We start from the raw sequence: 19,869 nt of genomic DNA on the forward strand, positions 1-19,869 counted from the left end.
TGGGTCTGTGTCGACCCTCAGTGATCTCGTCCTCGCCCAAGGGCGCAGCAGCCAGGCGGACGTGGACTGGCTCCACATGCTCGTCGGCGACCTCCAGCTCCTCGCCGACCTCGCCTTCGCCGACATCGTGCTCTGGGTGCCGTCCGGCGATGACGACTTCGTCGCCGTCGCGCACTCGCGTCCGTCGAGCGCGGCGACCCTGTTCTACCGCGACTTCGTCGGGCAGGCGATCCGCGCGGAGTGGCGCGACCTCGTCTCGCAGGCGTTCGACTCGGGCGCGATCGTCGACTCCTCGGCACCCGACTGGTACGAGGAGATGCCGACGCGCGTCCGCTCCGTGCCCGTGATGCGTCGGCTCTCCGTCACCGGCACCGAGCTGGCGCCCGAGCCGGTCGCCGTCATCACCCGGCACACCAACCTCGGGTCGACCCGCACCCCGAGCCGTCAGGAGCTGACGTTCAACGACTGCGCGGCCGAACTGTTCCAGATGATCGCCTCGGGGGACTTCCCCGACCTCGGCGCACCGACGGGCCCCCGGCGCGGCGCGCCGCGCGCGTCGGACGGGCTCATCCGCCTCGACGTCGACGGCATCACGACGTTCGCCAGCCCGAATGCGCTGTCGGCGTTCAACCGCATGGGCTTCGACGACGAGCTCGAGGGCCAGTCGCTCGCCGATGTCGCGTCGCGGCTGCTCAGCGGGCGGCTCGACGTCGACGAGTCGCTGCCGCTCGTCGTCACCGGGCGCGCACCGTGGCGCACGGACGTCGAGTCGCGCGGTGTGACGGTGTCCCTCCGAGCCATCCCGATCCGTCGCCGCGGCGAGCGCACCGGAGCGATCGTGCTCACGCGCGACGTCACCGAGCTGCGCCACCAGGAGCAGGAGCTCATCACCAAGGATGCGACGATCCGCGAGATCCACCATCGCGTGAAGAACAACCTGCAGACGGTCGCGTCGCTGCTGCGCATCCAGGCACGGCGCACGCACTCCGACGAGGCGCGTGACGCCCTCACCCAGGCGATGCGGCGCGTCGGTGCGATCGCCGTCGTCCACGACACCCTCTCCGAGGGCCTCAGCCAGAACGTCGACTTCGACGAGGTGTTCGACCGCGCGCTGCTGCTCGTGGCCGAGGTCGCCGCAGCCCACAACACGACGGCGCACCCGAAGAAGTCGGGGACGTTCGGGGTGCTGCCCAGCGCCTACGCCACGCCGCTCGCCCTCGCGCTCACCGAGCTCGTCACGAACGCGGTCGAGCACGGCCTCGCCGGGCAGGAGGGCGACGTGGAGGTCATCGCGAGCCGGTCCGAGACGATGCTCATCGTGCAGGTCCGCGACACCGGCTCAGGGCTGCCCGAGGGCAAGGTCGGCGAGGGCCTCGGCACCCAGATCGTCCGGACGCTGATCCAGGGCGAGCTCGGCGGGACGATCGACTGGCACACCGTGGTCGGCAGTGGCACCGAGGTGACGATCGAGGTGCCGCTGCGCTGGATCACGAAGCCCTGATCAGGGGCGCCGCGCGCCGACGAGGATCGGTCCCCGCATGCGAACGGCACCCGCGCGATGCGGGTGCCGTCCGGTTCGGGTGCTTGCGGGGAGTGCGGGCCGTGGGCCTGCCGGTCGAAGTCGATCCGGGGACTGCGGCAGCCGGCCCGCAACGCGCGCGGGCGTCAGCCCGCGCGACGTGCTCGCGCGGCGCGGCGCTTGAGGGCGCGGCGCTCGTCTTCGCTGAGGCCGCCCCACACGCCCGAGTCCTGGCCGGTCTCGAGGGCGTACTGGAGGCAGATCTCGGTGACGGTGCATCGGGCGCAGACCGCCTTGGCCTTCTCGATCTGGTCGACGGCCGGTCCGGTGTTCCCCACGGGGAAGAAGAGTTCCGGGTCCGCGGTCAGGCAGGCGGCTTTGTCGCGCCAATCCATTCAGATGCTCCTTGCGTTGTCGATCCGCAGCAGACGCATGCGTGCGCTGCCGGGAACCGGCGGGGCTGCGGTGGGGGAAAGCCGAATCTCGGGAAGTAGGATCGTGGAAGATCGGCTCACGTCCCTGTGAGCATCAATTCGGCCTCATAAATGGTCGCATAGCGTGGGAAGTGAATCAAGAGTGCACTTTCGGAGAAGCCTGTGAATGGGCGGGACGCCGGCCGAGACGCGACCGCGTCCGCGCCGGGAGGGGTCCGGGCGGCACTGCTCACGGTCACCGTCCTGCTCTTCGCCGAGGCGGCGGCGCTCGCGGCAATGGTCGTGTGGCTCGTCATCGACCTGCTGGTGTTGCAGCCGTCGTCGTTCGCGACCGCGATCGCCCTCATCGTGATCACCGCCCTCGCGGCCGTCTGGGTCGCCGCCATCGCGGTGGCCTCGGTGCGGCGTGCGCCGTGGGCCCGAGCCGGCGCGATCGTCTGGCAGGTGCTGCAGCTGTCGATCGCGGTGGGTGCGTTCCAGGGCCTCTTCGCCCGCCCGGACATCGGGTGGGCGCTGCTCATCCCCGCGGTCACGGTCGTCGGCCTGCTGCTCTGGCCGCCGGTCCGCGCGGCGTACGCGCGCGACGAGGACGCCTCGCACCCCACGGCCGGCTGACCCGCGATGCCGGCCTGACCGGAGCGGAGACGCCGCGGGCGGCCGCCGCATCGCGACGACCGCCCGGAGGAACGGCGGGTCTCAGCCGTCGAGGCCGAGGTCCTTGCGGATGCGGGCGACGTGCCCGGTGGCCTTGACGTTGTACATGGGCTTGTCGATGCGGCCCTCCTCGTCGATGACGAAGGTCGAGCGAATGGCGCCCGTGACCGTCTTGCCGTAGAGCGACTTCTCGCCCCACGCGCCGTACGCCTGCTGCACCGCGAGGTCGGTGTCGGAGAGGAGCGGGAAGTTCAGGCCGTCGCGCTCGGCGAACTGCTTGAGCGTCGCGACGTCGTCCTTCGAGACGCCGACCACGCGCACGCCCGCGCCGGCGAACGAGTTGAGGTGGTCGCGGAAGTCGCAGGCCTCGGTGGTGCAGCCGGGCGTCATGGCGGCGGGGTAGAAGTAGAGCACGACCTTCTGCCCGCGGAGGGACGAGAGCGTGACGGGGTTGCCGTCCTGGTCGGGCAGGGTGAAGTCGGGGGCGAGGTCGCCGGGGGCGAGTCGAGCGTCGGTCATGCCCCAATCGTAGGCACGGCGAAGGATGCCGCGCCGCGCGCCCCCGGCATCCGAGGCGCTCGGAACCTCAGGCGAACGTCGCGAGCAGGCGCTGCAGCGAGTCGAGGCGCACGCGCCCGGATTCGCCGAGCTCGCCGGCCTCGACGGCCTCGATGATCGCGCAGTCGGGAGAGTCCGGCAGGTGCGTGCAGCCGCGCGGGCAGTCCTCGGCGATGCGGGCCAGGTCGGCGAAGGCGCCGAGGATGTTCGAGGGGTCGACGTGCCCCAGGCCGAACGAGCGGACGCCGGGGGTGTCGATGACCCAGCCCGTCCGTCCGTCGTGCTCGAGGCGGAGGGAGACGGTCGAGGACGACGTGTGTCGCCCGCGGCCCGTGACCACGTTGACGTGCCCCGTGGCGCGATGGGCTTCGGGGACGAGGGCGTTCACGAGCGTCGACTTGCCGACGCCCGAGTGGCCGACGAAGACCGTGCGGTGGCCGACGAGCCGCTCGGCGATCTCGTCGAGCGGCATCGCGTCGGCGCGGCTGCGGAGCACCGGGAGGTCGAGCCCGGCGAAGTTCGCCAGGAACGGCTCGGGGTCGGCGAGATCGGTCTTCGTCACGCACACGATCGGGGCGATCCCCGCGTCGTACGCGGCGACGAGGTAGCGGTCCACGAGGCGCACGCGCGGCTCGGGGTCGGCGGCGGCGATCACGATGAGCATCTGGTCGGCGTTCGCGACGATGACGCGCTCGACGGCGTCCGTGTCGTCGGCGCTGCGGCGAAGCAGGGTCGTGCGCTCCTGCACGCGCACGATGCGGGCCAGCGTGCCCTCGTCGCCCGACGTGTCGCCGACGAGGTCGACGCGGTCGCCGGTCACGACTGACTTGCGGCGCAGCTCGCTCGCGCGAGCGGCGGTGATCTCCCGTTCGGTCGGTTCGGCGTCGTCGACGAGCACGGTGTAGCGGCCGCGGTCGACGCCGAGCACGATCCCGGTCTCGGCGTCGGCGTGCTCGGGACGCACCTTCGTGCGCGGCCGGCTCCCGCGGCGGCTGGGTCGGACCCGCACGTCGGACTCGTCGTACTGGTCGTACTCCGGCTCGTCCTCGTCGTCGGTGTCCCACCAGCTCATCCGAGCATCTGCTCCCAGAGCTCGGTGAACTGGGGCAGTGTCTTCGACGTCGATCCGATGTCGTCGACGACCACGCCCTCGACCGCGAGCCCCACGATGGCGCCCGAGGTCGCCATGCGGTGGTCGGCGTACGCCTTCCACTCCCCGCCGTGCAGCGGCGCGGGCTCGATGCGCAGGCCGTCGTCGAGCTCGGTCACCCTGCCGCCGAGGCCGTTGAGCTCGGCCGCGAGCGCCGCGAGCCGGTCGGTCTCGTGGTGTCGGATGTGCCCGATTCCCGTGAACGTGCTCGGCTCGTCGGCGAGCGCCGCGAGCGCCACGAGGTTGGGCACGAGCTCGCCCGCCTCCGAGAGGTCGAGCTCGACGCCGCGGATGCCGCGTCCGCCGTCCTCGGCGGGCTCGGGCGCGTGCACGGTGAGCCGGTCGCCGTCGCGCTCGACGCGGGCGCCGAACCGGGGGAGGAGGTCGGCCAGGTGCGCGCCGACCTGCGTCGTCGCGGTGGGCCACCCGGAGATCGTGACGGACCCGCCCGCGACGACCGCTGCGACCAGGAACGGTGCCGCGTTCGAGAGGTCGGGCTCGATGTCGACGTCGCGTGCGGCGATGGGCCCCGGAGCGACGATCCAGCGGCCGACCGCGGGCTGCTCGACCGTGACGCCGCGCAGGGCGAGGGTCTCGATCGTCATCTCGATGTGGGGCAGGCTCGGCAGGCGTTCGCCCGTGTGCGTGAGGTCGAGACCGCGCTCGAAGCGCGGTGCGGAGAGCAGCAGCCCCGAGACGAACTGGCTCGAGGCGGAGGCGTCGATGGCGAGCTCGCCGCCCGCGACCCGCCCGAAGCCGTGCACCGTGAACGGCAGGGCGCCCCGACCGTCGTCGTCCAGGTCGACGCCGAGGCCGCGGAGGCCGTCGATCACGCCGCGCATCGGACGGCGACGGGCGCCCTCGTCGCCGTCGAAGGTCGTGGGGCCGAGGGCGAGCGCCGCCACCGGGGGCAGGAACCGCATGACGGTGCCCGCGAGTCCGCAGTCGATCGTGGTCGACCCGACGAGCTCGTCGGTCGGCGTGACCCGGAGGTCGTCGCCGAACCCGCCGGCACCCGGCATCCGCTCGAACCCGACGCCGAGCTGCCGCAGCCCCTCGATCATGAGCTCGCTGTCGCGCGACCACAGGGGAGCGCGGAGCGTCGAGGGTCCGTCGGCGAGGGCGGCGAGGACGAGTTCGCGGTTGGTGAGCGACTTCGAACCCGGCAGCGACAGGGTCGCCGCGAGCGGGGCCGACGCCACCGGCGCACGCCATCCGTCATCCGACTCCACCTGGCGGTTGTCGCCGTACGGGTCGAACTCGGGCGCGGAATACCTCGAAAGCTGCATCGGTTACCAACAGTAGCGCTCGGCGGAACGGGAAGGAGTTGGTGCGCGTGACGATGACGGTGCTCGACCGCCCGGTGGTCTCGGAGCCTCAGGACCTAGGATGGCCCCTGATGACCGCCGACGACACCGCGAACCAGGCCGACGCCGATCGGCCCGACGACGAGACGCGCGACCTCGGCGCGCTGTTCGAAGAGCAGGCGCTGCCGTTCATCGACCAGCTCTACGCGGCCGCGCTGCGCATGACCAAGAACCCGGCCGACGCGCAGGACCTCGTGCAGGAGACGTTCGTGAAGGCGTACGCCGCCTTCGGGTCGTTCACGCAGGGCACGAACCTGAAGGCGTGGCTGTACCGCATCCTCACCAACACCTTCATCAACACGTACCGCAAGAAGCAGCGGGAGCCCTACCAGGGCACGATCGACGACCTCGAGGACTGGCAGCTCGGCGGTGCCGAGTCGACGACCGCGTCCTCGAGCCGCTCGGCCGAGGCGGAGGCGATCGACCACCTCCCCGACTCGGCCGTGAAGGACGCGCTCCAGGCCCTTCCCGAGGACTTCCGCCTGGCCGTGTACTTCGCCGACGTCGAGGGGTTCTCCTACCAGGAGATCGCCGACATGATGAACACCCCCATCGGGACCGTGATGAGCCGCCTGCACCGTGGCCGGCGCCTGCTCCGCGAGTCCCTCGCCGAATACGCGACCGAGCAGGGCATCGCCGTCGCGCCGGCGACCACCCGATCCCGGAGGAGCACGAAATGACGGACTGCGGCTGCGAGAAGGCCAAGGCCGAGCTCGAGGAATACCTGCACAACGAGCTGTGCAGTGCGGATGCCGCCGACATCCGCGAGCACATGGAGCACTGCGAGGACTGCCGCGGCGAGCTGCGCGTCGGCGTGGCGATCACCGAGGTCGTGCAGCGGGCGTGCCGCGAGACGGCGCCCGAGGAACTGCGCCTCATGGTCATGACGCGCATCCGCGACATCCAGTCCGGGCACGGCGTCCTCGTCGACTGATCCCGGCGGTTCGCCGTCCGGCAAGCGGGCGCGGTCCGAACTTTCGATGGACGCGCCGGGCGGTGCCCGTTCCGTACCGTCGGTGACGATGAACGAGACCGCCACCCCCGCCAAGCGCCCCGGACGTGTGCCCACGTGGCTCCGGGTGCTCATCCCGACCGTCCTCATCCTCGTCTGGTTCGCGCTGTTCGGCGCGGGCGGTGCCGCGTTCGGCACGATCAGCGAGGTGCAGCAGAACGACCAGGCGTCGTTCCTGCCGGCCTCGGCCGAGGCCACGGAGGTCAACGACCTCCAGGACGGCTTCCGGGACTCCGACAACGTCCCCGCGATCGTGATCGTCGCGACCGACGACGGCACGGAGCTCACCGAGGCGCAGCTCGCCGACGTCGAGGCGCTGCGCGACGACGTGCTCGACGTCGAGGGCGTCGTCGCCGACGAGACGTCGCCGGTCATCCCGTCGGAGGACGGCGAGGCCGCCCAGTTCGTCGCCTCGGTCGCGCCCGGCGAGGGCGAGGAGGGCTCCGGCGTCACCATCGAGGAGATGCGGGCGCTGCTCGAGGAGTCGGCGATCGACGGCACGACGGCCGCCGTCACGGGACCCGCCGGCTTCACCGCCGACCTCGCCGAGGCGTTCTCGGGCATCGACGGCCTGCTCCTGCTCGTGGCCCTGTCGGCCGTGCTCGTGATCCTGGTCGTCGTCTACCGCTCGCCGCTGCTGCCGATCATCGTGCTCTTCACGAGCCTCACGGCGCTGACCGCCTCCGTGTTCACGGTCGTGCAGCTCGCGCAGGCCGACCTGCTCCTGCTCTCGGGGCAGACGCAGGGCATCCTCTTCATCCTCGTCATCGGCGCCGCGACCGACTACGCGCTGCTCTACATCGCGCGGTACCGCGAGGCGCTCGCCCAGCACGAGCGCAAGTGGGATGCCACGTGGGCGGCGCTGAAGGGCTCGTGGGAGCCCATCGCGGCGTCGGCCGGCACCGTCATCGTCGCGCTCCTGATCCTGCTCGCGAGCGAACTCAACTCGAACAAGATCCTCGGCCCGGTCGCGGCCATCGGCATCGTGTTCGCACTGCTCGCCGCCCTCACGCTGCTCCCGGCGCTGCTCCTGTGGGCCGGGCGCGTGGCCTTCTGGCCGCGCCGCATCGCCCGGCCGGATGCCACGGCCGCAGACCCCTCGCACGGGCGTCACGCCGACGTCGTCGACGACCGCGCTGCAGGCGAGCGGGGACTGTGGGGCGCCGTCGGACGCCTCGTGTCCCGCCGCCCCCGCACGGTGTGGATCCTCTCGACCCTCCTGCTCGCGGTGATGTCGATCGGCCTCGTCCGACTCGACGCCGACGGCGTCCCGTCGAGCGAGTTCATCCTCGGCGAGTCGCAGGCCCGCGACGGCCAGGAGCTCGTGAGCGAGCACTTCCCCGGCGGCTCCGGCACCCCGGCCGCCATCATCGGGCCGGAGGACGACCTGCAGGAGATGGCCGACGTCGCGCTCGGCATCGACGGCGTGGCATCCGTCGCGGTGCTGTCGACCGACTCGCCCGCGGGCAGCGCGCCCGTCACCGAGGACGGCGTGCAGGCCTTCGGCCCGCCCGGCACGCCCGCGCCCGCGCCGACCGTCGTGGACGGCAACGTGCTGCTCCAGGCCACCCTGGACGACCCGTCCGACTCGGCCGAGGCGGAGGCGACGGTCGTGGACCTGCGCGCGGCCCTCGACGAGGTCGGCGAGGACGTGCTCGTCGGCGGCCCGACCGCGGTGGCGCTCGACACGAACGAGGCGGCGGTGAACGACCAGCGACTCATCATCCCGCTCGTGCTGCTCGCGATCCTCGTGATCCTCATGCTGCTGCTGCGCGCCGTGGTCGCACCGCTCATCCTGATCGCGAGCGTCGTGCTCTCGTTCGCGGCGGCCCTCGGCGTCTCGGCGCTCGTCTTCGAGTTCATCCTCGGGTTCCCCGGCGCCGACCCGTCCGTCCCGCTCTTCGGGTTCGTGTTCCTCGTCGCGCTCGGCGTCGACTACAACATCTTCCTCATGACCCGCGTGCGGGAGGAGGCCATGCGGCACGGCACGCGCGAGGGCATCCTCCGCGGGCTGCGGCTCACCGGCGGGGTCATCACGTCGGCCGGGCTCGTGCTCGCCGCGACCTTCGCCGCGCTCGGCGTGCTACCGATCCTGTTCCTCGCGCAGATCTCGTTCATCGTCGCCTTCGGCGTGCTGCTCGACACGTTCCTGGTGCGGACCCTGCTCGTGCCGGCCGCCTCGTACGACATCGGCCGGGCGATCTGGTGGCCGAGTCGACTCGCGCGCGAGGAACGACGCCACGGCGTGCACGCGGCGCCCGACACCGACGAGCCGTCGTCGGAGGGCGCCGAGGCGGTCCCGGCGGAGGCGAGCGCAGACTTGGCGGACGGGGACACGGCCGACGCGGCCGAGCCTCCGCGACGCGACCCGGTCCAGGCCGGGTGACGGACCGCCGGCCGCGGCGGCACCGCCCACGCCACCGCCGCGGCCGGCTTCCCCTCCAGGAGGGGAGAACGGAACGAGCGGATGCCCCCACTGAGGCATCCGCTCGTTTCGCGTTTCGCGGCTAGCGGCTGAGCGCCCGCTTCACCAGGTCGGCCTGCTCGGCGGCGTGGCGCTTGGCCGAACCGGTCGCGGGCGACGCCGCGGCCGGGCGGGCCACCACGCGCACCTCGCGGGGACCGAGCTTGTTCGTCTCGATGATGAAGAACGGCCACGCGCCCTGGTTCTCCGGCTCGTCCTGCGCCCAGACCAGCTCGGCGTTCGGGTACGAGTCGGCGACGGCCTTCAGCTCCGCGGCGGGGAGCGGGTAGTACTGCTCGAGGCGCACCAGCGCGATCTCCGGGTCGGGGCGCTTCTCGAGCTCGGCGAGCAGGTCGTAGTAGAGCTTGCCGGCCATGAACACGACCCGCTTGACCGCGGCCTTGTCGGTGATCCGCGCATCGTCGATCACCGGCTCGAACCGGCCCTGCGTGAAGTCCGAGACCTCGCTCGTCGCACCGCGGAGGCGGAGCATCGCCTTCGGCGTGAAGACCACGAGCGGACGGCGCGGACGGGCGTACGCCTGACGGCGGAGCAGGTGGAAGTACGACGCGGGCGTCGACGGACGCGCGACGGTCATGTTGTTCTCGGCGCACATCTGCAGGTACCGCTCGATGCGGGCGCTCGAGTGGTCGGGGCCCTGGCCCTCGTACCCGTGCGGCAGCAGCAGGACCACGCTCGAGCGCTGGCCCCACTTCTGCTCGGCAGACGAGATGAACTCGTCGATCACGATCTGCGCGCCGTTGGCGAAGTCGCCGAACTGCGCCTCCCACAGGACGAGGGCGTCGGCGCGCTCGACCGAGTAGCCGTACTCGAACGCCATCGCCGCGTACTCCGACAGCAGCGAGTCGTAGATCCAGAACCGCGCCTGCTGGTCGCCCAGGTTCTGCAGCGGCAGCCACTCCTGGCCGTTCGCCCGGTCGTGCAGGACGGCGTGGCGCTGCACGAACGTGCCGCGTCGCGCATCCTGGCCGACGAGGCGGACCGGAGTGCCCTCGAGGAGGAGCGAGCCGAGGCTCAGCAGTTCGCCGAAGCCCCAGTCGATCTTGCCGTTGCGGCTCATGTCGACCCGCTTGGCGAGCAGCTGCTGGATCTTGGGGTGCACCGTGAAGCCGTTGGGCTTGTTGGCGAACGCGTCGCCGACCGCGTGCACGACCTCCAGCGACACGCCCGTGGTCTCGGGCTCGCCCGCGGCGGGCTCGGGCTGCAGGTCGTCGGCGCCGACGATCGGGATCGCACCGGTCTGGGCTGCATGCGTCTCCGCGAAGGCGCGCTCGAGGCGGTCCTGGAAGTCGCGGTGCGCGTTCTCGTACTCCTCCTCGGTGATGTCGCCGCGTCCGACGAGCGCCTCGGTGTAGAGCTTGCGGACCGAGCGCTTGGCCTCGATGAGGTTGTACATGAGCGGCTGCGTCATCGACGGGTCGTCGCCCTCGTTGTGGCCGCGGCGGCGGTAGCACACGAGGTCGATCACGACGTCGCGCTTGAACTCCTGGCGGTAGCGGAACGCGAGCTCCGCGACGCGGACGACGGCTTCGGGGTCGTCGCCGTTCACGTGGAACACGGGGGCCTGGATGGCCTTCGCGACATCCGTCGAGTAGATCGAGGACCGTGCGTCGCCGGGGACGGTCGTGAAGCCGACCTGGTTGTTCACGACCACGTGGATGGTGCCGCCCGTGCGGTAGGCGCGCAGCTGCGACATCTGCAGGGTCTCGAACACGACGCCCTGACCGGCCATCGCCGCGTCGCCGTGCACGAGGATCGGCAGGATCGAGAACGAGCCGACCGGCTTGCGGTCCTGCTTGGCGCGGACGATGCCCTCGAGCACGCCGTCCACCGCTTCGAGGTGCGACGGGTTGGCGGCCAGCGACACGGGGATCTGCGTGCCGTCGTCGGCGGTGAAGGTGCCCTCGGTGCCGAGGTGGTACTTGACGTCGCCCGAGCCGGAGAAGCCCTTGGTGTCCTGGGTTCCCTCGAACTCGCGGAACACCTGGCCGTACGTCTTGCCCGCGATGTTCGTGAGCACGTTGAGGCGGCCCCGGTGCGCCATGCCGATGGCGACCTCGTCGAGGCCCTCCTTCGCGGCGCCCTGCAGCACCTCGTCGAGCAGCGCGATCATCGACTCGCCGCCCTCGAGGCTGAAGCGCTTCTGGCCGACGTACTTCGTCTGCAGGAACGTCTCGAACGCCTCGGCCTCGTTGAGCTTGCTGAGGATCCGCATCTGCTCGTCGTGCGTGGGCTTCTCGTACTTGCGCTCGACCTGGTGCTGGATCCACTTGCGCTGCACCGGGTCCTGGATGTGCATGTACTCGATGCCGATCGTGCGGCAGTACGAGTCGCGGAGCACGCCGAGGATGTCGCGCAGGAGCGCCGTGCGCTTGTCGCCGAACCCGCCGGTGACGAACTCGCGGTCGAGGTCCCAGAAGGTGAGGCCGTGGCTCTCGAGGTCGAGGTCGGGGTGCGAGCGCTGCACGTACTCGAGCGGGTCGATGTCGGCCATCATGTGGCCGCGCACCCGGAACGAGTTGATGAGCTCCTGCACGCGCGCGGTCTTGTCGATCGCGCTCGCGATGTCGACGGAGATGTCCTCGTTCCACTTGATGGGCTCGTAGGGCAGGCGCAGCGCCGCGAAGATGTCCTGGTAGAAGTTCCGCTCGCCGATGAGCAGCTCGTGGACCTTCTTCAGGAACTCGCCCGAACCCGCGCCCTGGATGACGCGGTGGTCGTAGGTCGAGGTGAGCGTGATGGTCTTGCCGATGGCGAGGTTCGCGAGCGTCTTCTCGCTCGCGCCCTGGAACTCGGCCGGGTACTCGAGGGCGCCGGCGCCGATGATGCAGCCCTGCCCCTTCATGAGGCGCGGCACGGAGTGCACGGTGCCGATGCCGCCGGGGTTCGTGAGCGAGATCGTCGCGCCCTTGAAGTCGTCGGCGGTGAGCTTGTTGGTGCGAGCGCGACGCACGAGGTCCTCATACGCGCCGAGGTACTCGTTGAAGGTCATGGTCTCGGCGCGCTTGATCGCCGGGACCAGCAGCGAACGCGTGCCGTCGGGCTTGGGCAGGTCGATCGCGATGCCGAGGCCGATGTGGGCGGGCTTCACGAGGGCCGGCTTGCCGTCGACCTCGGTGTACGAGACGTTCTGGCTCGGGAACTCCTTCAGCGCCTGGATCAGCGCCCACCCGATGAGGTGCGTGAACGAGATCTTGCCGCCCCGCGTGCGCCGGAGGTGGTTGTTGATCACGATCCGGTTGTCGATCATGAGCTTCGCGGGCACGGTGCGCACGCTGGTCGCGGTGGGCACCGTGAGCGACGAATCCATGTTCGCGGCGAGGGTCTTCGGCATGCCCTTCAGCGGCACGATCTCGTCTTCGCGCTCGCCGCCGTCGGGCTGCTGCTGCGGGCCCGTGACGGGCACGTCGGCCGGGACGGGCGCGGTGCGCGGGGCGACCGAGGTGGTGCGCGCCTCGGGCGCCTGGCCGACCACGGCGTTCGGCGAGGTGCTCGGGCCGGTGGATGCCGCGGGCTCGGCCGGCTGCGCGTTCGGCTGGGCGGCGGGCGCCTGGGCGTCGGCCTGCGGCGCGGCGGCCTCGGACCGCGGCTGGTCGGGTGCGGGGGCAGCGGCGGGTGCCTCGGCGGCCGGTGCCTCGGCGGCCGGAGCCGGGGCGGATGCGTCGGGCGTCGCGGTCTCGGCCTGCTCGCCGGCGGCCTGGTACACCGCGGCCTCATCGGGCATGGTCGCGGAGGTGGCCGGTGCGGGCTGCTCGCCGTTGGACTTGACCCTGCGGTACTGCTCGAGCACGGGGCGCCACGTCTCGTCGACCGAATCCGGGTCGGCGAGGAACCGCTCGTACATCTCGTCCACGAGCCATTCGTTGGCTCCGAACTCCGCCGCAGTCGTCTCTTCGGACCCCGACCCGGTCAATTGGCTCGACACAGCCTCTCGCCCACTCTCTCCATTGATGGATGCTCACCTGGTGGCGTGGCGCGCGCAGCACGTCGCGGAACGCCCCATCAAGCCTAAACCCGTTCGGGGAGCACTCGGCACCGCTTGCGATCGGCATCGGAGTGTGCGCGCATCGATCGCGTCGATCCGCCGCGGCCGCCGCTCTCGGGTGGCACCCACCACGCCCGAATACGCTGGGTGGCATGCAGTTCTATCGCACGACGCCGCGGCACGACCTCACGTACTCCGACGTCTTCCTCGTGCCGAGCCGCTCCGGCGTGACGAGCCGGCTCGACGTGTCGCTCGCGCCCGACGACGGGTCGGGCGCCAGCATCCCCATCGTGTCGGCGAACATGAACTCCGTCACCGGGCCGAGGCTCGCGGCGACGCTGGCCCGGCGCGGCGGCATCGGCGTGCTGCCGCAGGACCTGCCGCTCCAGGAGCTCGACGACGCCATCCGCTGGGTCAAGTCGCGGCCTGCGCGGTTCGACGTGCCCCACGCCTTCTCGGCCGACCAGACCGTCGCCGACGCCCTCGAGGTGCTCCCGCCCGTCGAGGGCCACGGCATCGTCCTGCACGACGACGACGGCCGGTACGCCGGCACCATCCCCGCCGCCCGGCTCGCGACGGCGCTGGCCGACGCACGGCTCGGCGACCTCGTCCACGGCGCCATCCCGTCGCTCGACGCCGACGACGTCGACACGCCCCGCCGGGCGTTCGACCTCATGGTCGACGCGGGCATCGACTTCGCCCCCGTGCTCGAGCACGGTCGCGTCATCGGCACCCTGAGCCGCCGCAGCGCCCTGCGCGGCACCGTCTCCGAGCCCAACACGGATGCCTCGGGGCGGCTCCGGGTCGCCGCGGCGATCGGCATCAACGGCGACGTCGAGGCGAAGGCCCGCGCGCTCGCCGCCGCCGGCGTCGACATGCTCGTCGTCGACACCGCGCACGGCCACCAGGAGGGCATGATCCGCGCCGTGCGCGCGGTGAAGGCGGCCGGGCTCGGCATCCCGATCGTCGCCGGCAACATCGTGACCGCCGACGCGGTGGCCGACCTCGTCGCCGCGGGCGCCGACGTGCTGAAGGTGGGCGTCGGTCCGGGCGCCATGTGCACGACGCGGATGATGACGGCCGTCGGCCGGCCTCAGTTCTCGGCCGTGCTCGAGACCTCCGAGGCGGCCCGCGAGGCCGGCGCGGCGGTGTGGGCCGACGGGGGAGTGCGCTACCCGCGCGACGTGGCGCTCGCGCTCGCCGCGGGCGCGGCATCCGTCATGATCGGCTCGTGGTTCGCGGGCACCATCGAGGCACCGGGCACGCTGCGCCGCGACCTCGACGGCCGCGTGTACAAGGAGAGCTGGGGCATGGCCTCGACCAAGGCGGTCAAGGAGCGGTTCGGCCGGCTGTCGCCGTACGAGCTCGCCCGCAAGGAGCTCTTCGCCGAGGGCATCTCGTCGTCCGCGATCTACCTCGACCCGCTCCGGCCGTCGCTTGAGGACCTGCTCGACATGATCACCTCGGGCGTCCGCAGCTCGTTCACGTACGCCGGGGCGCGCAGCGTGCCGGAGTTCCGCGAGCGGGCGCTCGTGGGGATCCAGTCGGCCGCGGGCTACGAGGAGGGCAAGGCGCTGCCGGTCAGCTGGTAGCGGTCGAGCGGCGGATCCCGCAGCGAACGCACCGGTGGTCCGTGACGCGGCATTCGTGCGGCATCCGTCGATATACTGGGCCGCACAATGGACGACCCTCCTTCTGCCAGTTCGCCCGGCCATAGACCCTCGCCCGTGACCGAACGGGGAGGTGCGGATGTCTGAGTGGATCCTCCTCGGCATCGGACTCCTCCTCACGATCGGCACGGGCCTGTTCGTTGCGAGCGAGTTCGCGCTCGTCAACCTCGACCGCGCCGACCTCGAGTCGCGCCGCGCGAAGGGGGAGTCGCGACTCGGCCTCACCATCGAGGCGCTCAAGATCACCTCGACGCACCTGTCGAGCGCGCAGCTGGGCATCACGCTCACCACGCTGCTCACCGGATACACGATGGAGCCGGCGATCTCGTCGCTCCTCGCCGATCCGCTGCGCTCGATCGGGCTGCCCGACGGGCTCATCCGCCCCGTCGGCGCGGTCACCGCGGTGGTCGTCGCGACCCTCCTGTCGATGATCATCGGCGAGCTCGTGCCGAAGAACTTCGCGCTCGCGCTGCCGCGCCAGACCGCCAAGGTGGTCGTGCCGTTCCAGACCGCCTTCACGTGGGTGTTCCGTCCCGCGATCGCCGTGCTGAACGGCAGCGCGAACCGCCTGCTGCGCGCCATGGGCATCGAACCCAAGGAGGAACTCTCCGGGGCGCGGTCGGCCGAGGAGCTCTCGAGCCTCGTCCGGCGCTCGGCCAGCGCGGGGCTGCTCGAGCAGGACACCGCGACGCTCCTCGGCCGGACGCTGCGCTTCTCGGAGCACGACGCGTCCGACGTCATGACGCCGCGCCCGCGCGTGGCGGCCGTGCAGCGGCTCGAACCGGCCGAGGCCGTCATCGAACTCGCGCGGCAGACGGGCTTCTCGAGGTTCCCGGTCTACGACGAGAACCTCGACGACGTGGTCGGCCTCGTGCACGTCAAGCAGGCCGTCGCCGTGCCGCGCGAGAAGCGCGACCAGGTTCCGGTCTCGGCGCTGCAGTCCGAGGCGCTGCGGGTTCCCGAGACGATGAAGCTCGACCTGCTCCTCGGCGAGCTGCGCGGGCGCGGCTACCAGATGGCCGTCGTGGTCGACGAGTACGGCGGCACCGCCGGTGTCGTGACCCTCGAAGACCTCGTGGAGGAGCTCGTCGGCGAGGTCGCCGACGAGCACGATCGCACGCGAGCGGGCGTCGTCCGACGCGGCGAGTTCGTGAGCTTCCCCGGGATGCTGCGTCCCGACGAGCTGCTCGATCGCACGGGCATCCAGGTGCCCGAGGACGGCGCCTACGAGACCGTCGCGGGCTACGTCATGAGCGTGCTCGGCCGCCTGCCCGCGGTGGGCGATGAGGTCGAGGTCGAGGGCGGCCGCTTCCGCGTGCAGCGCCTCGACGGTCGCCGCATCGACCGCATCCAGTTCACCCCGGCGACCGCGCGCACGCACGCCGACGTGCTGACGGAGGTGGAGCGATGAGCGACTGGGCCGGCCTCGCCTGGCTGTTCGTGCTGCTCGCGGGCAACGCGTTCTTCGTCGGCGCCGAGTTCGCCGTCATCTCGGCGCGCCGATCGCAGATCGAGCCGCTCGCCGAGCGCGGCAAGCGCAGCGCCAAGACCGCGCTGTGGGCCATGGAGCACGCGACGCTCATGCTCGCCATGAGCCAGCTCGGCATCACGATCTGCTCCCTGCTGATCCTCACCGTCTCGGAACCGGCGATCCACCACCTGCTCGAGTACCCGCTCGGGCTCACGGGGTGGTCGCCCCAGGTCGTGTCCACGGTGGCGTTCGTCATCGCGCTGCTGCTCGTGTCGTACCTGCACGTCGTGCTCGGCGAGATGGTGCCGAAGAACCTCTCGTTCTCGCTGCCCGACCGCGCCGTGCTCGTGCTCGCGCCGCCGCTCGTGTTCATCGCGCGCGTGTTCCGGCCGGTGATCGTCGTGCTGAACGCCATCGCCAACGGCGTGCTGCGCCTCTTCGGCGTCGAACCGAAGAACGAGGCGACCTCGACCTACACGCTCGAGGAGGTGCAGACGATCGTCGACCAGTCCCGCCGCGAGGGGATCCTCGCCGACGCGAGCGGCACGCTCACGGCCGCCTTCGAGTTCACGACCAAGCGGGTCGAGGACGTGGCGGTCCCCATGGACGAGCTGGTCTGCCTGCCGGCGGATGCCACCCCGGCCGACGTCGAACGCGCCGTGGCCCGTCGCGGCTTCTCGCGATACGTGCTGGCCGGCGACGACGGCGAGCCCAACGGCTACGTGCACCTCAAGGACGTCATCGACCTCGACGACGACGAGTTCGACGACCCCATCCCGGCCAAGCGCGTGCGTCGCCTCGTGTCGATCTTCGACGGGACCGACCTCGAGGACGCCCTCGCGACGATGCGGCGCCTCGGCACCCACGTCGCGCGCGCCTTCGACGGCGACGGCGCCACGACCGGCGTGATCTTCCTCGAGGACATCATCGAGGAGCTCGTCGGCGAGGTGCAGGACGCGACCCGGAGGGGGTGACCCGCCCGCCCCCCGATCCACCGTGATCGGGGGGCGCGGGTCGACGGGCGCGGGCGTAGAATTCGCGCGTCACGAAAGCTGAGGTGCACTCATGTTCGAGAACTCCATCATGATGGCCACGCTGCCCGCCTCCGACCTCGAGCGGGCGCGCCGGTTCTGGCACGACGTCCTGGGCCTCGACCCGGTCCGCAGCGACTGGGGCGGCGACTTCTACGCGGTCGGCGGCAGCGGCGTGCTCGTCTACGAGTCGCAGTTCGCCGGCACGAACAAGGCGACCGCGCTGTCGATCATGACCGACGACCTGGATCGCGACATGGCCGCCCTCCGTGCGAAGGGCGTCGCGTTCCACGACTACGACCTGCCGGGCCTCACGACGACGGACGGGGTCGTCGACATGGACGGCGAACGCGGCGCCTGGTTCGACGACAGCGAGGGCAACATCATCGCGCTGGCCCAGCCGACCCGGGTCACCATGGACGAGGCGAGGGGCATGCTCTCGGCAGCGGGCGCCTGAGCCGGATCGCGCTCACCACTCCCCGTCGTTCAGGTCCGGTCGCGCACGGACGTACTGCGGCGGCCACATCGACGTGTCGGCGCCGAGTTCGTGCGCTGCCCGCAGGGCGAAGTGCGGATCCCGCATCATCGCCTTCCCGAACATCACCGCGTCGGCCGCGCCGGAGGCCACGAGCGCCTCGGCCTGCGCCGGCGTGGTGATCCGGCCGACCGCCGACACGGAGACGCCCGCGCGGTCGCCGACGAACTCCGCATGCGCCGCCTGGTAGGCGGGGCCGACCGGGATCCGCACGTCGCGGACCAGGCCGCCCGTGGAGATGTCGAAGAAGTCGGCCCCGAGTTCGGCCGCCCACCCGGCCGCGATCGAGGTCTGCTCCTCGTCCCACCCTCCGGGCGCCCAATCGGTCGCCGAGAACCGGACGAACAGCGGCATCCGCTCGCCGATCTCGTCGCGCACGGCGCGGACGATCTCGAGCAGCAGGCGCGCGCGGTTCTCGAGCGAGCCGCCCCAGCGATCGTCGCGCCGGTTCGACAGCGGCGAGAGGAACTGGTGGACCAGGTAGCCGTGCGCCGCGTGCACCTCGACGAGGTCGAAGCCGGCGTCGACCGCGCGGCGCGCCGCCGCCCGGAAGTCGTCGATGACCGCGAGGATGCCGGACTCGTCGAGCGCCGTCGGCTCGCGCAGTCCGTCGAACGCCACCGCCGAGGGCGCGACCGTGGGCCAGCCGCCCTCCTCGATCGGCTGGGAGCCGGGCAGGCGGCGGAACTCCGGCCACACCGAGGCCTTCCGCCCGGCGTGCGCCAGCTGGATGCCCGAGGCCGCACCCTGGGAGCGGAGGAACGCCGTGATCCGGGACCACGCCTCGGCCTGCGCGTCGTTCCAGAGCCCCGTGTCGTGGTCGGAGATGCGGCCCTCGGGGCTCACTGCCGTGGCTTCGGCCATGACGAGCCCCGCGCCGCCCGCCGCCATCGCGCCGAGGTGGACGAGGTGCCAGTCGTGCGGGACGCCGTCGCGGGCGGTCACCGAGTACTGGCAGAGCGGCGGAACCCAGACGCGGTTGCGGATCTCGAGCCCGCGGATGGTGATCGGGCGGAACAGCGCCGGAGTCGTCGCCTCCGCCGGGGTCGTGCCGCGCTCGCGCGGTCGGGGCGCGGACGCGTTCGGCGCGGGAATGGTCGAGGGCATGCCCCTCAACCTATCGTTGGGGCATGGGCACCGGGACCTGGCGTGAATGGACCGCCGACGACGCATCCGAATGGCTGAGCGAGCCCGGTGCCGACGACGACAAGTACCGCCGGGGCGTGCTCGGCGTCATCACCGGATCGCCCGATTACCCCGGTGCGGCGGTGCTCGGCGTGGAGGCCGCGCACCGCACCGGCGTGGGCATGGTGCGCTTCACCGGGCCCCGCGCCGTGCGGCAGGCGGTCATCGCCGCGCGCCCCGAGACGGTCGGGGTCGCGGGCCGGGTCCAGGCGTGGCTCCTCGGCTCGGGCATGGACGCGTCGCACCGATCCTTCCTGCTCGCGGGCGAGCTGCAGCACGCGCTCGCCTCGGGGCAGCCGACCGTGCTCGACGCGGGAGGGCTCGACCTCGTCGGGTCGCACACCGCGCCGACGGTGATCACGCCGCACGCGCGCGAGCTCGCGAACCTGCTGAACGAACGCGACATCCCGACCTCGGTGGAGGAGGTCGAGGCCGACCCGGCGGGGTGGGCGGACCGCGCCGCCCGCGAGCTCGACGTCGCGGTGCTGCTGAAGGGCGCCGTCACCCACGTGACCGACCCCGACGGCACCCGCCTCACGGTGACGGTCCGGACGCACTGGCTCGCGAGCGCGGGCACGGGCGACGTGCTCGGCGGGATCGTGGGCGCCCTCGCGGCGACGCACCACGAGCGGCTCGCCGCGGATGCCACGGCCATCACGCGTCTCGCCGCGACCGCGGCCTACGTGCACGCCGAGGCGGCGCGCCGGGCGAGCGCCGCGTGGGACGGCGGTCCGGTCACCGCGCTCGACGTGGCGCACGCCGTCCCGCCCGTGATCGGCGGGCTCCTGCGGCGCTGACGGCGGAGTCGTGGCA

Annotated in this window: 16 protein-coding genes; 10 read left to right on the forward strand and 6 right to left on the reverse strand. The window is 71.9% G+C overall.

Going from position 1 to position 19,869, the window contains the following annotated elements; all coding sequences use genetic code 11:
- Positions 1–7: 7 nt before the first annotated feature.
- Positions 8–1,501, forward strand: a complete 1,494-nt coding sequence (locus tag AVP42_RS00730) for a sensor histidine kinase (RefSeq protein WP_067945151.1) — start codon at positions 8–10, stop codon at positions 1,499–1,501.
- A gap of 164 nt (positions 1,502–1,665) precedes the next feature.
- Here the strand turns inward: AVP42_RS00730 and AVP42_RS00735 are convergent, their stop codons facing one another.
- The gene (locus AVP42_RS00735; protein WP_055859573.1) at positions 1,666–1,914 is read right to left on the reverse strand and encodes a WhiB family transcriptional regulator; all 249 of its coding nucleotides are present in this window, start codon (positions 1,912–1,914) and stop codon (positions 1,666–1,668) included.
- A 201-nt stretch (positions 1,915–2,115) separates the two neighbouring features.
- On the opposite strand from AVP42_RS00735, the gene AVP42_RS00740 reads away from it, so the two are divergent.
- On the forward strand, positions 2,116–2,568 hold the full coding sequence (locus AVP42_RS00740) for a hypothetical protein (RefSeq protein ID WP_231878491.1): 453 nt from the start codon (positions 2,116–2,118) through the stop codon (positions 2,566–2,568).
- A gap of 81 nt (positions 2,569–2,649) precedes the next feature.
- Here the strand turns inward: AVP42_RS00740 and bcp are convergent, their stop codons facing one another.
- From bcp to aroA, 3 genes are all read right to left on the reverse strand, one after another.
- Entirely contained in the window at positions 2,650–3,126 is a 477-nt protein-coding gene (gene bcp / locus AVP42_RS00745; RefSeq protein WP_067945153.1) for a thioredoxin-dependent thiol peroxidase, read from the reverse strand.
- 67 nt (positions 3,127–3,193) lie between these two features.
- Complete coding sequence (gene rsgA / locus AVP42_RS00750) at positions 3,194–4,237, reverse strand: ribosome small subunit-dependent GTPase A (protein ID WP_067945155.1); 1,044 nt, start codon at positions 4,235–4,237, stop codon at positions 3,194–3,196.
- Entirely contained in the window at positions 4,234–5,604 is a 1,371-nt protein-coding gene (aroA, locus tag AVP42_RS00755; protein ID WP_067945157.1) for a 3-phosphoshikimate 1-carboxyvinyltransferase, read from the reverse strand. Before aroA ends, rsgA begins: the two co-directional genes overlap by 4 nt.
- A 110-nt stretch (positions 5,605–5,714) precedes the next feature.
- Here aroA and AVP42_RS00760 point away from each other — a divergent pair, with 110 nt between their 5' ends.
- From AVP42_RS00760 to AVP42_RS00770, 3 genes are all read left to right on the forward strand, one after another.
- Positions 5,715–6,362 (forward strand): sigma-70 family RNA polymerase sigma factor, encoded by a 648-nt coding sequence (locus tag AVP42_RS00760; RefSeq protein ID WP_197466912.1) that lies wholly within the window; start codon positions 5,715–5,717, stop codon positions 6,360–6,362.
- Positions 6,359–6,616, forward strand: a complete 258-nt coding sequence (locus tag AVP42_RS00765; protein WP_067945159.1) for a zf-HC2 domain-containing protein — start codon at positions 6,359–6,361, stop codon at positions 6,614–6,616. Before AVP42_RS00760 ends, AVP42_RS00765 begins: the two co-directional genes overlap by 4 nt.
- 88 nt (positions 6,617–6,704) lie before the next feature.
- Positions 6,705–9,080 (forward strand): MMPL family transporter, encoded by a 2,376-nt coding sequence (locus AVP42_RS00770; RefSeq protein WP_082846883.1) that lies wholly within the window; start codon positions 6,705–6,707, stop codon positions 9,078–9,080.
- Between the two features lie 121 nt (positions 9,081–9,201).
- On the opposite strand, the gene AVP42_RS00775 is transcribed toward AVP42_RS00770, so the two are convergent.
- Complete coding sequence (locus AVP42_RS00775; RefSeq protein WP_082846880.1) at positions 9,202–13,104, reverse strand: multifunctional oxoglutarate decarboxylase/oxoglutarate dehydrogenase thiamine pyrophosphate-binding subunit/dihydrolipoyllysine-residue succinyltransferase subunit; 3,903 nt, start codon at positions 13,102–13,104, stop codon at positions 9,202–9,204.
- Between the two features lie 212 nt (positions 13,105–13,316).
- On the opposite strand from AVP42_RS00775, the gene AVP42_RS00780 reads away from it, so the two are divergent.
- The 4 genes from AVP42_RS00780 to AVP42_RS00795 all read left to right on the forward strand — a co-directional run bounded on the left by AVP42_RS00780 (position 13,317) and on the right by AVP42_RS00795 (position 17,793).
- Entirely contained in the window at positions 13,317–14,756 is a 1,440-nt protein-coding gene (locus tag AVP42_RS00780; RefSeq protein ID WP_067945164.1) for a GuaB1 family IMP dehydrogenase-related protein, read from the forward strand.
- A 157-nt stretch (positions 14,757–14,913) separates the two neighbouring features.
- Positions 14,914–16,245 (forward strand): hemolysin family protein, encoded by a 1,332-nt coding sequence (locus tag AVP42_RS00785; protein ID WP_067945166.1) that lies wholly within the window; start codon positions 14,914–14,916, stop codon positions 16,243–16,245.
- Positions 16,242–17,279, forward strand: a complete 1,038-nt coding sequence (locus AVP42_RS00790; protein ID WP_067945168.1) for a hemolysin family protein — start codon at positions 16,242–16,244, stop codon at positions 17,277–17,279. The genes AVP42_RS00785 and AVP42_RS00790 overlap by 4 nt, the downstream gene beginning before the upstream one ends.
- Before the next feature lie 91 nt (positions 17,280–17,370).
- Positions 17,371–17,793, forward strand: coding sequence for a VOC family protein (locus AVP42_RS00795; protein ID WP_067945170.1), 423 nt, complete (start codon positions 17,371–17,373; stop codon positions 17,791–17,793).
- A gap of 12 nt (positions 17,794–17,805) precedes the next feature.
- Here the strand turns inward: AVP42_RS00795 and AVP42_RS00800 are convergent, their stop codons facing one another.
- The gene (locus AVP42_RS00800) at positions 17,806–18,978 is read right to left on the reverse strand and encodes an NADH:flavin oxidoreductase/NADH oxidase (protein WP_082846881.1); all 1,173 of its coding nucleotides are present in this window, start codon (positions 18,976–18,978) and stop codon (positions 17,806–17,808) included.
- A gap of 23 nt (positions 18,979–19,001) precedes the next feature.
- Between AVP42_RS00800 and AVP42_RS00805 the strand changes: the two genes are divergently transcribed.
- On the forward strand, positions 19,002–19,853 hold the full coding sequence (locus AVP42_RS00805) for an ADP/ATP-dependent (S)-NAD(P)H-hydrate dehydratase (protein ID WP_067945172.1): 852 nt from the start codon (positions 19,002–19,004) through the stop codon (positions 19,851–19,853).
- The last annotated feature ends 16 nt before the right edge of the window (positions 19,854–19,869 follow it).

The sequence above is a fragment of the Agromyces sp. NDB4Y10 genome, assembly GCF_001620055.1.
Lineage (GTDB): Bacteria > Actinomycetota > Actinomycetes > Actinomycetales > Microbacteriaceae > Agromyces > Agromyces indicus.

Bases quoted from the DNA above. Each gene is read 5' to 3' on its own strand.
- AVP42_RS00735 (WP_055859573.1), bottom strand. From the start codon at position 1,914: ATGGATTGGCGCGACAAAGCCGCCTGCCTGACCGCGGACCCGGAACTC.
- bcp (WP_067945153.1), bottom strand. From the start codon at position 3,126: ATGACCGACGCTCGACTCGCCCCCGGCGACCTCGCCCCCGACTTCACC.
- rsgA (WP_067945155.1), bottom strand. From the start codon at position 4,237: ATGAGCTGGTGGGACACCGACGACGAGGACGAGCCGGAGTACGACCAG.
- aroA (WP_067945157.1), bottom strand. From the start codon at position 5,604: ATGCAGCTTTCGAGGTATTCCGCGCCCGAGTTCGACCCGTACGGCGAC.
- AVP42_RS00760 (WP_197466912.1), top strand. From the start codon at position 5,715: ATGACCGCCGACGACACCGCGAACCAGGCCGACGCCGATCGGCCCGAC.
- AVP42_RS00765 (WP_067945159.1), top strand. From the start codon at position 6,359: ATGACGGACTGCGGCTGCGAGAAGGCCAAGGCCGAGCTCGAGGAATAC.
- AVP42_RS00770 (WP_082846883.1), top strand. From the start codon at position 6,705: ATGAACGAGACCGCCACCCCCGCCAAGCGCCCCGGACGTGTGCCCACG.
- AVP42_RS00780 (WP_067945164.1), top strand. From the start codon at position 13,317: ATGCAGTTCTATCGCACGACGCCGCGGCACGACCTCACGTACTCCGAC.
- AVP42_RS00785 (WP_067945166.1), top strand. From the start codon at position 14,914: ATGTCTGAGTGGATCCTCCTCGGCATCGGACTCCTCCTCACGATCGGC.
- AVP42_RS00790 (WP_067945168.1), top strand. From the start codon at position 16,242: ATGAGCGACTGGGCCGGCCTCGCCTGGCTGTTCGTGCTGCTCGCGGGC.
- AVP42_RS00795 (WP_067945170.1), top strand. From the start codon at position 17,371: ATGTTCGAGAACTCCATCATGATGGCCACGCTGCCCGCCTCCGACCTC.
- AVP42_RS00800 (WP_082846881.1), bottom strand. From the start codon at position 18,978: ATGCCCTCGACCATTCCCGCGCCGAACGCGTCCGCGCCCCGACCGCGC.
- AVP42_RS00805 (WP_067945172.1), top strand. From the start codon at position 19,002: ATGGGCACCGGGACCTGGCGTGAATGGACCGCCGACGACGCATCCGAA.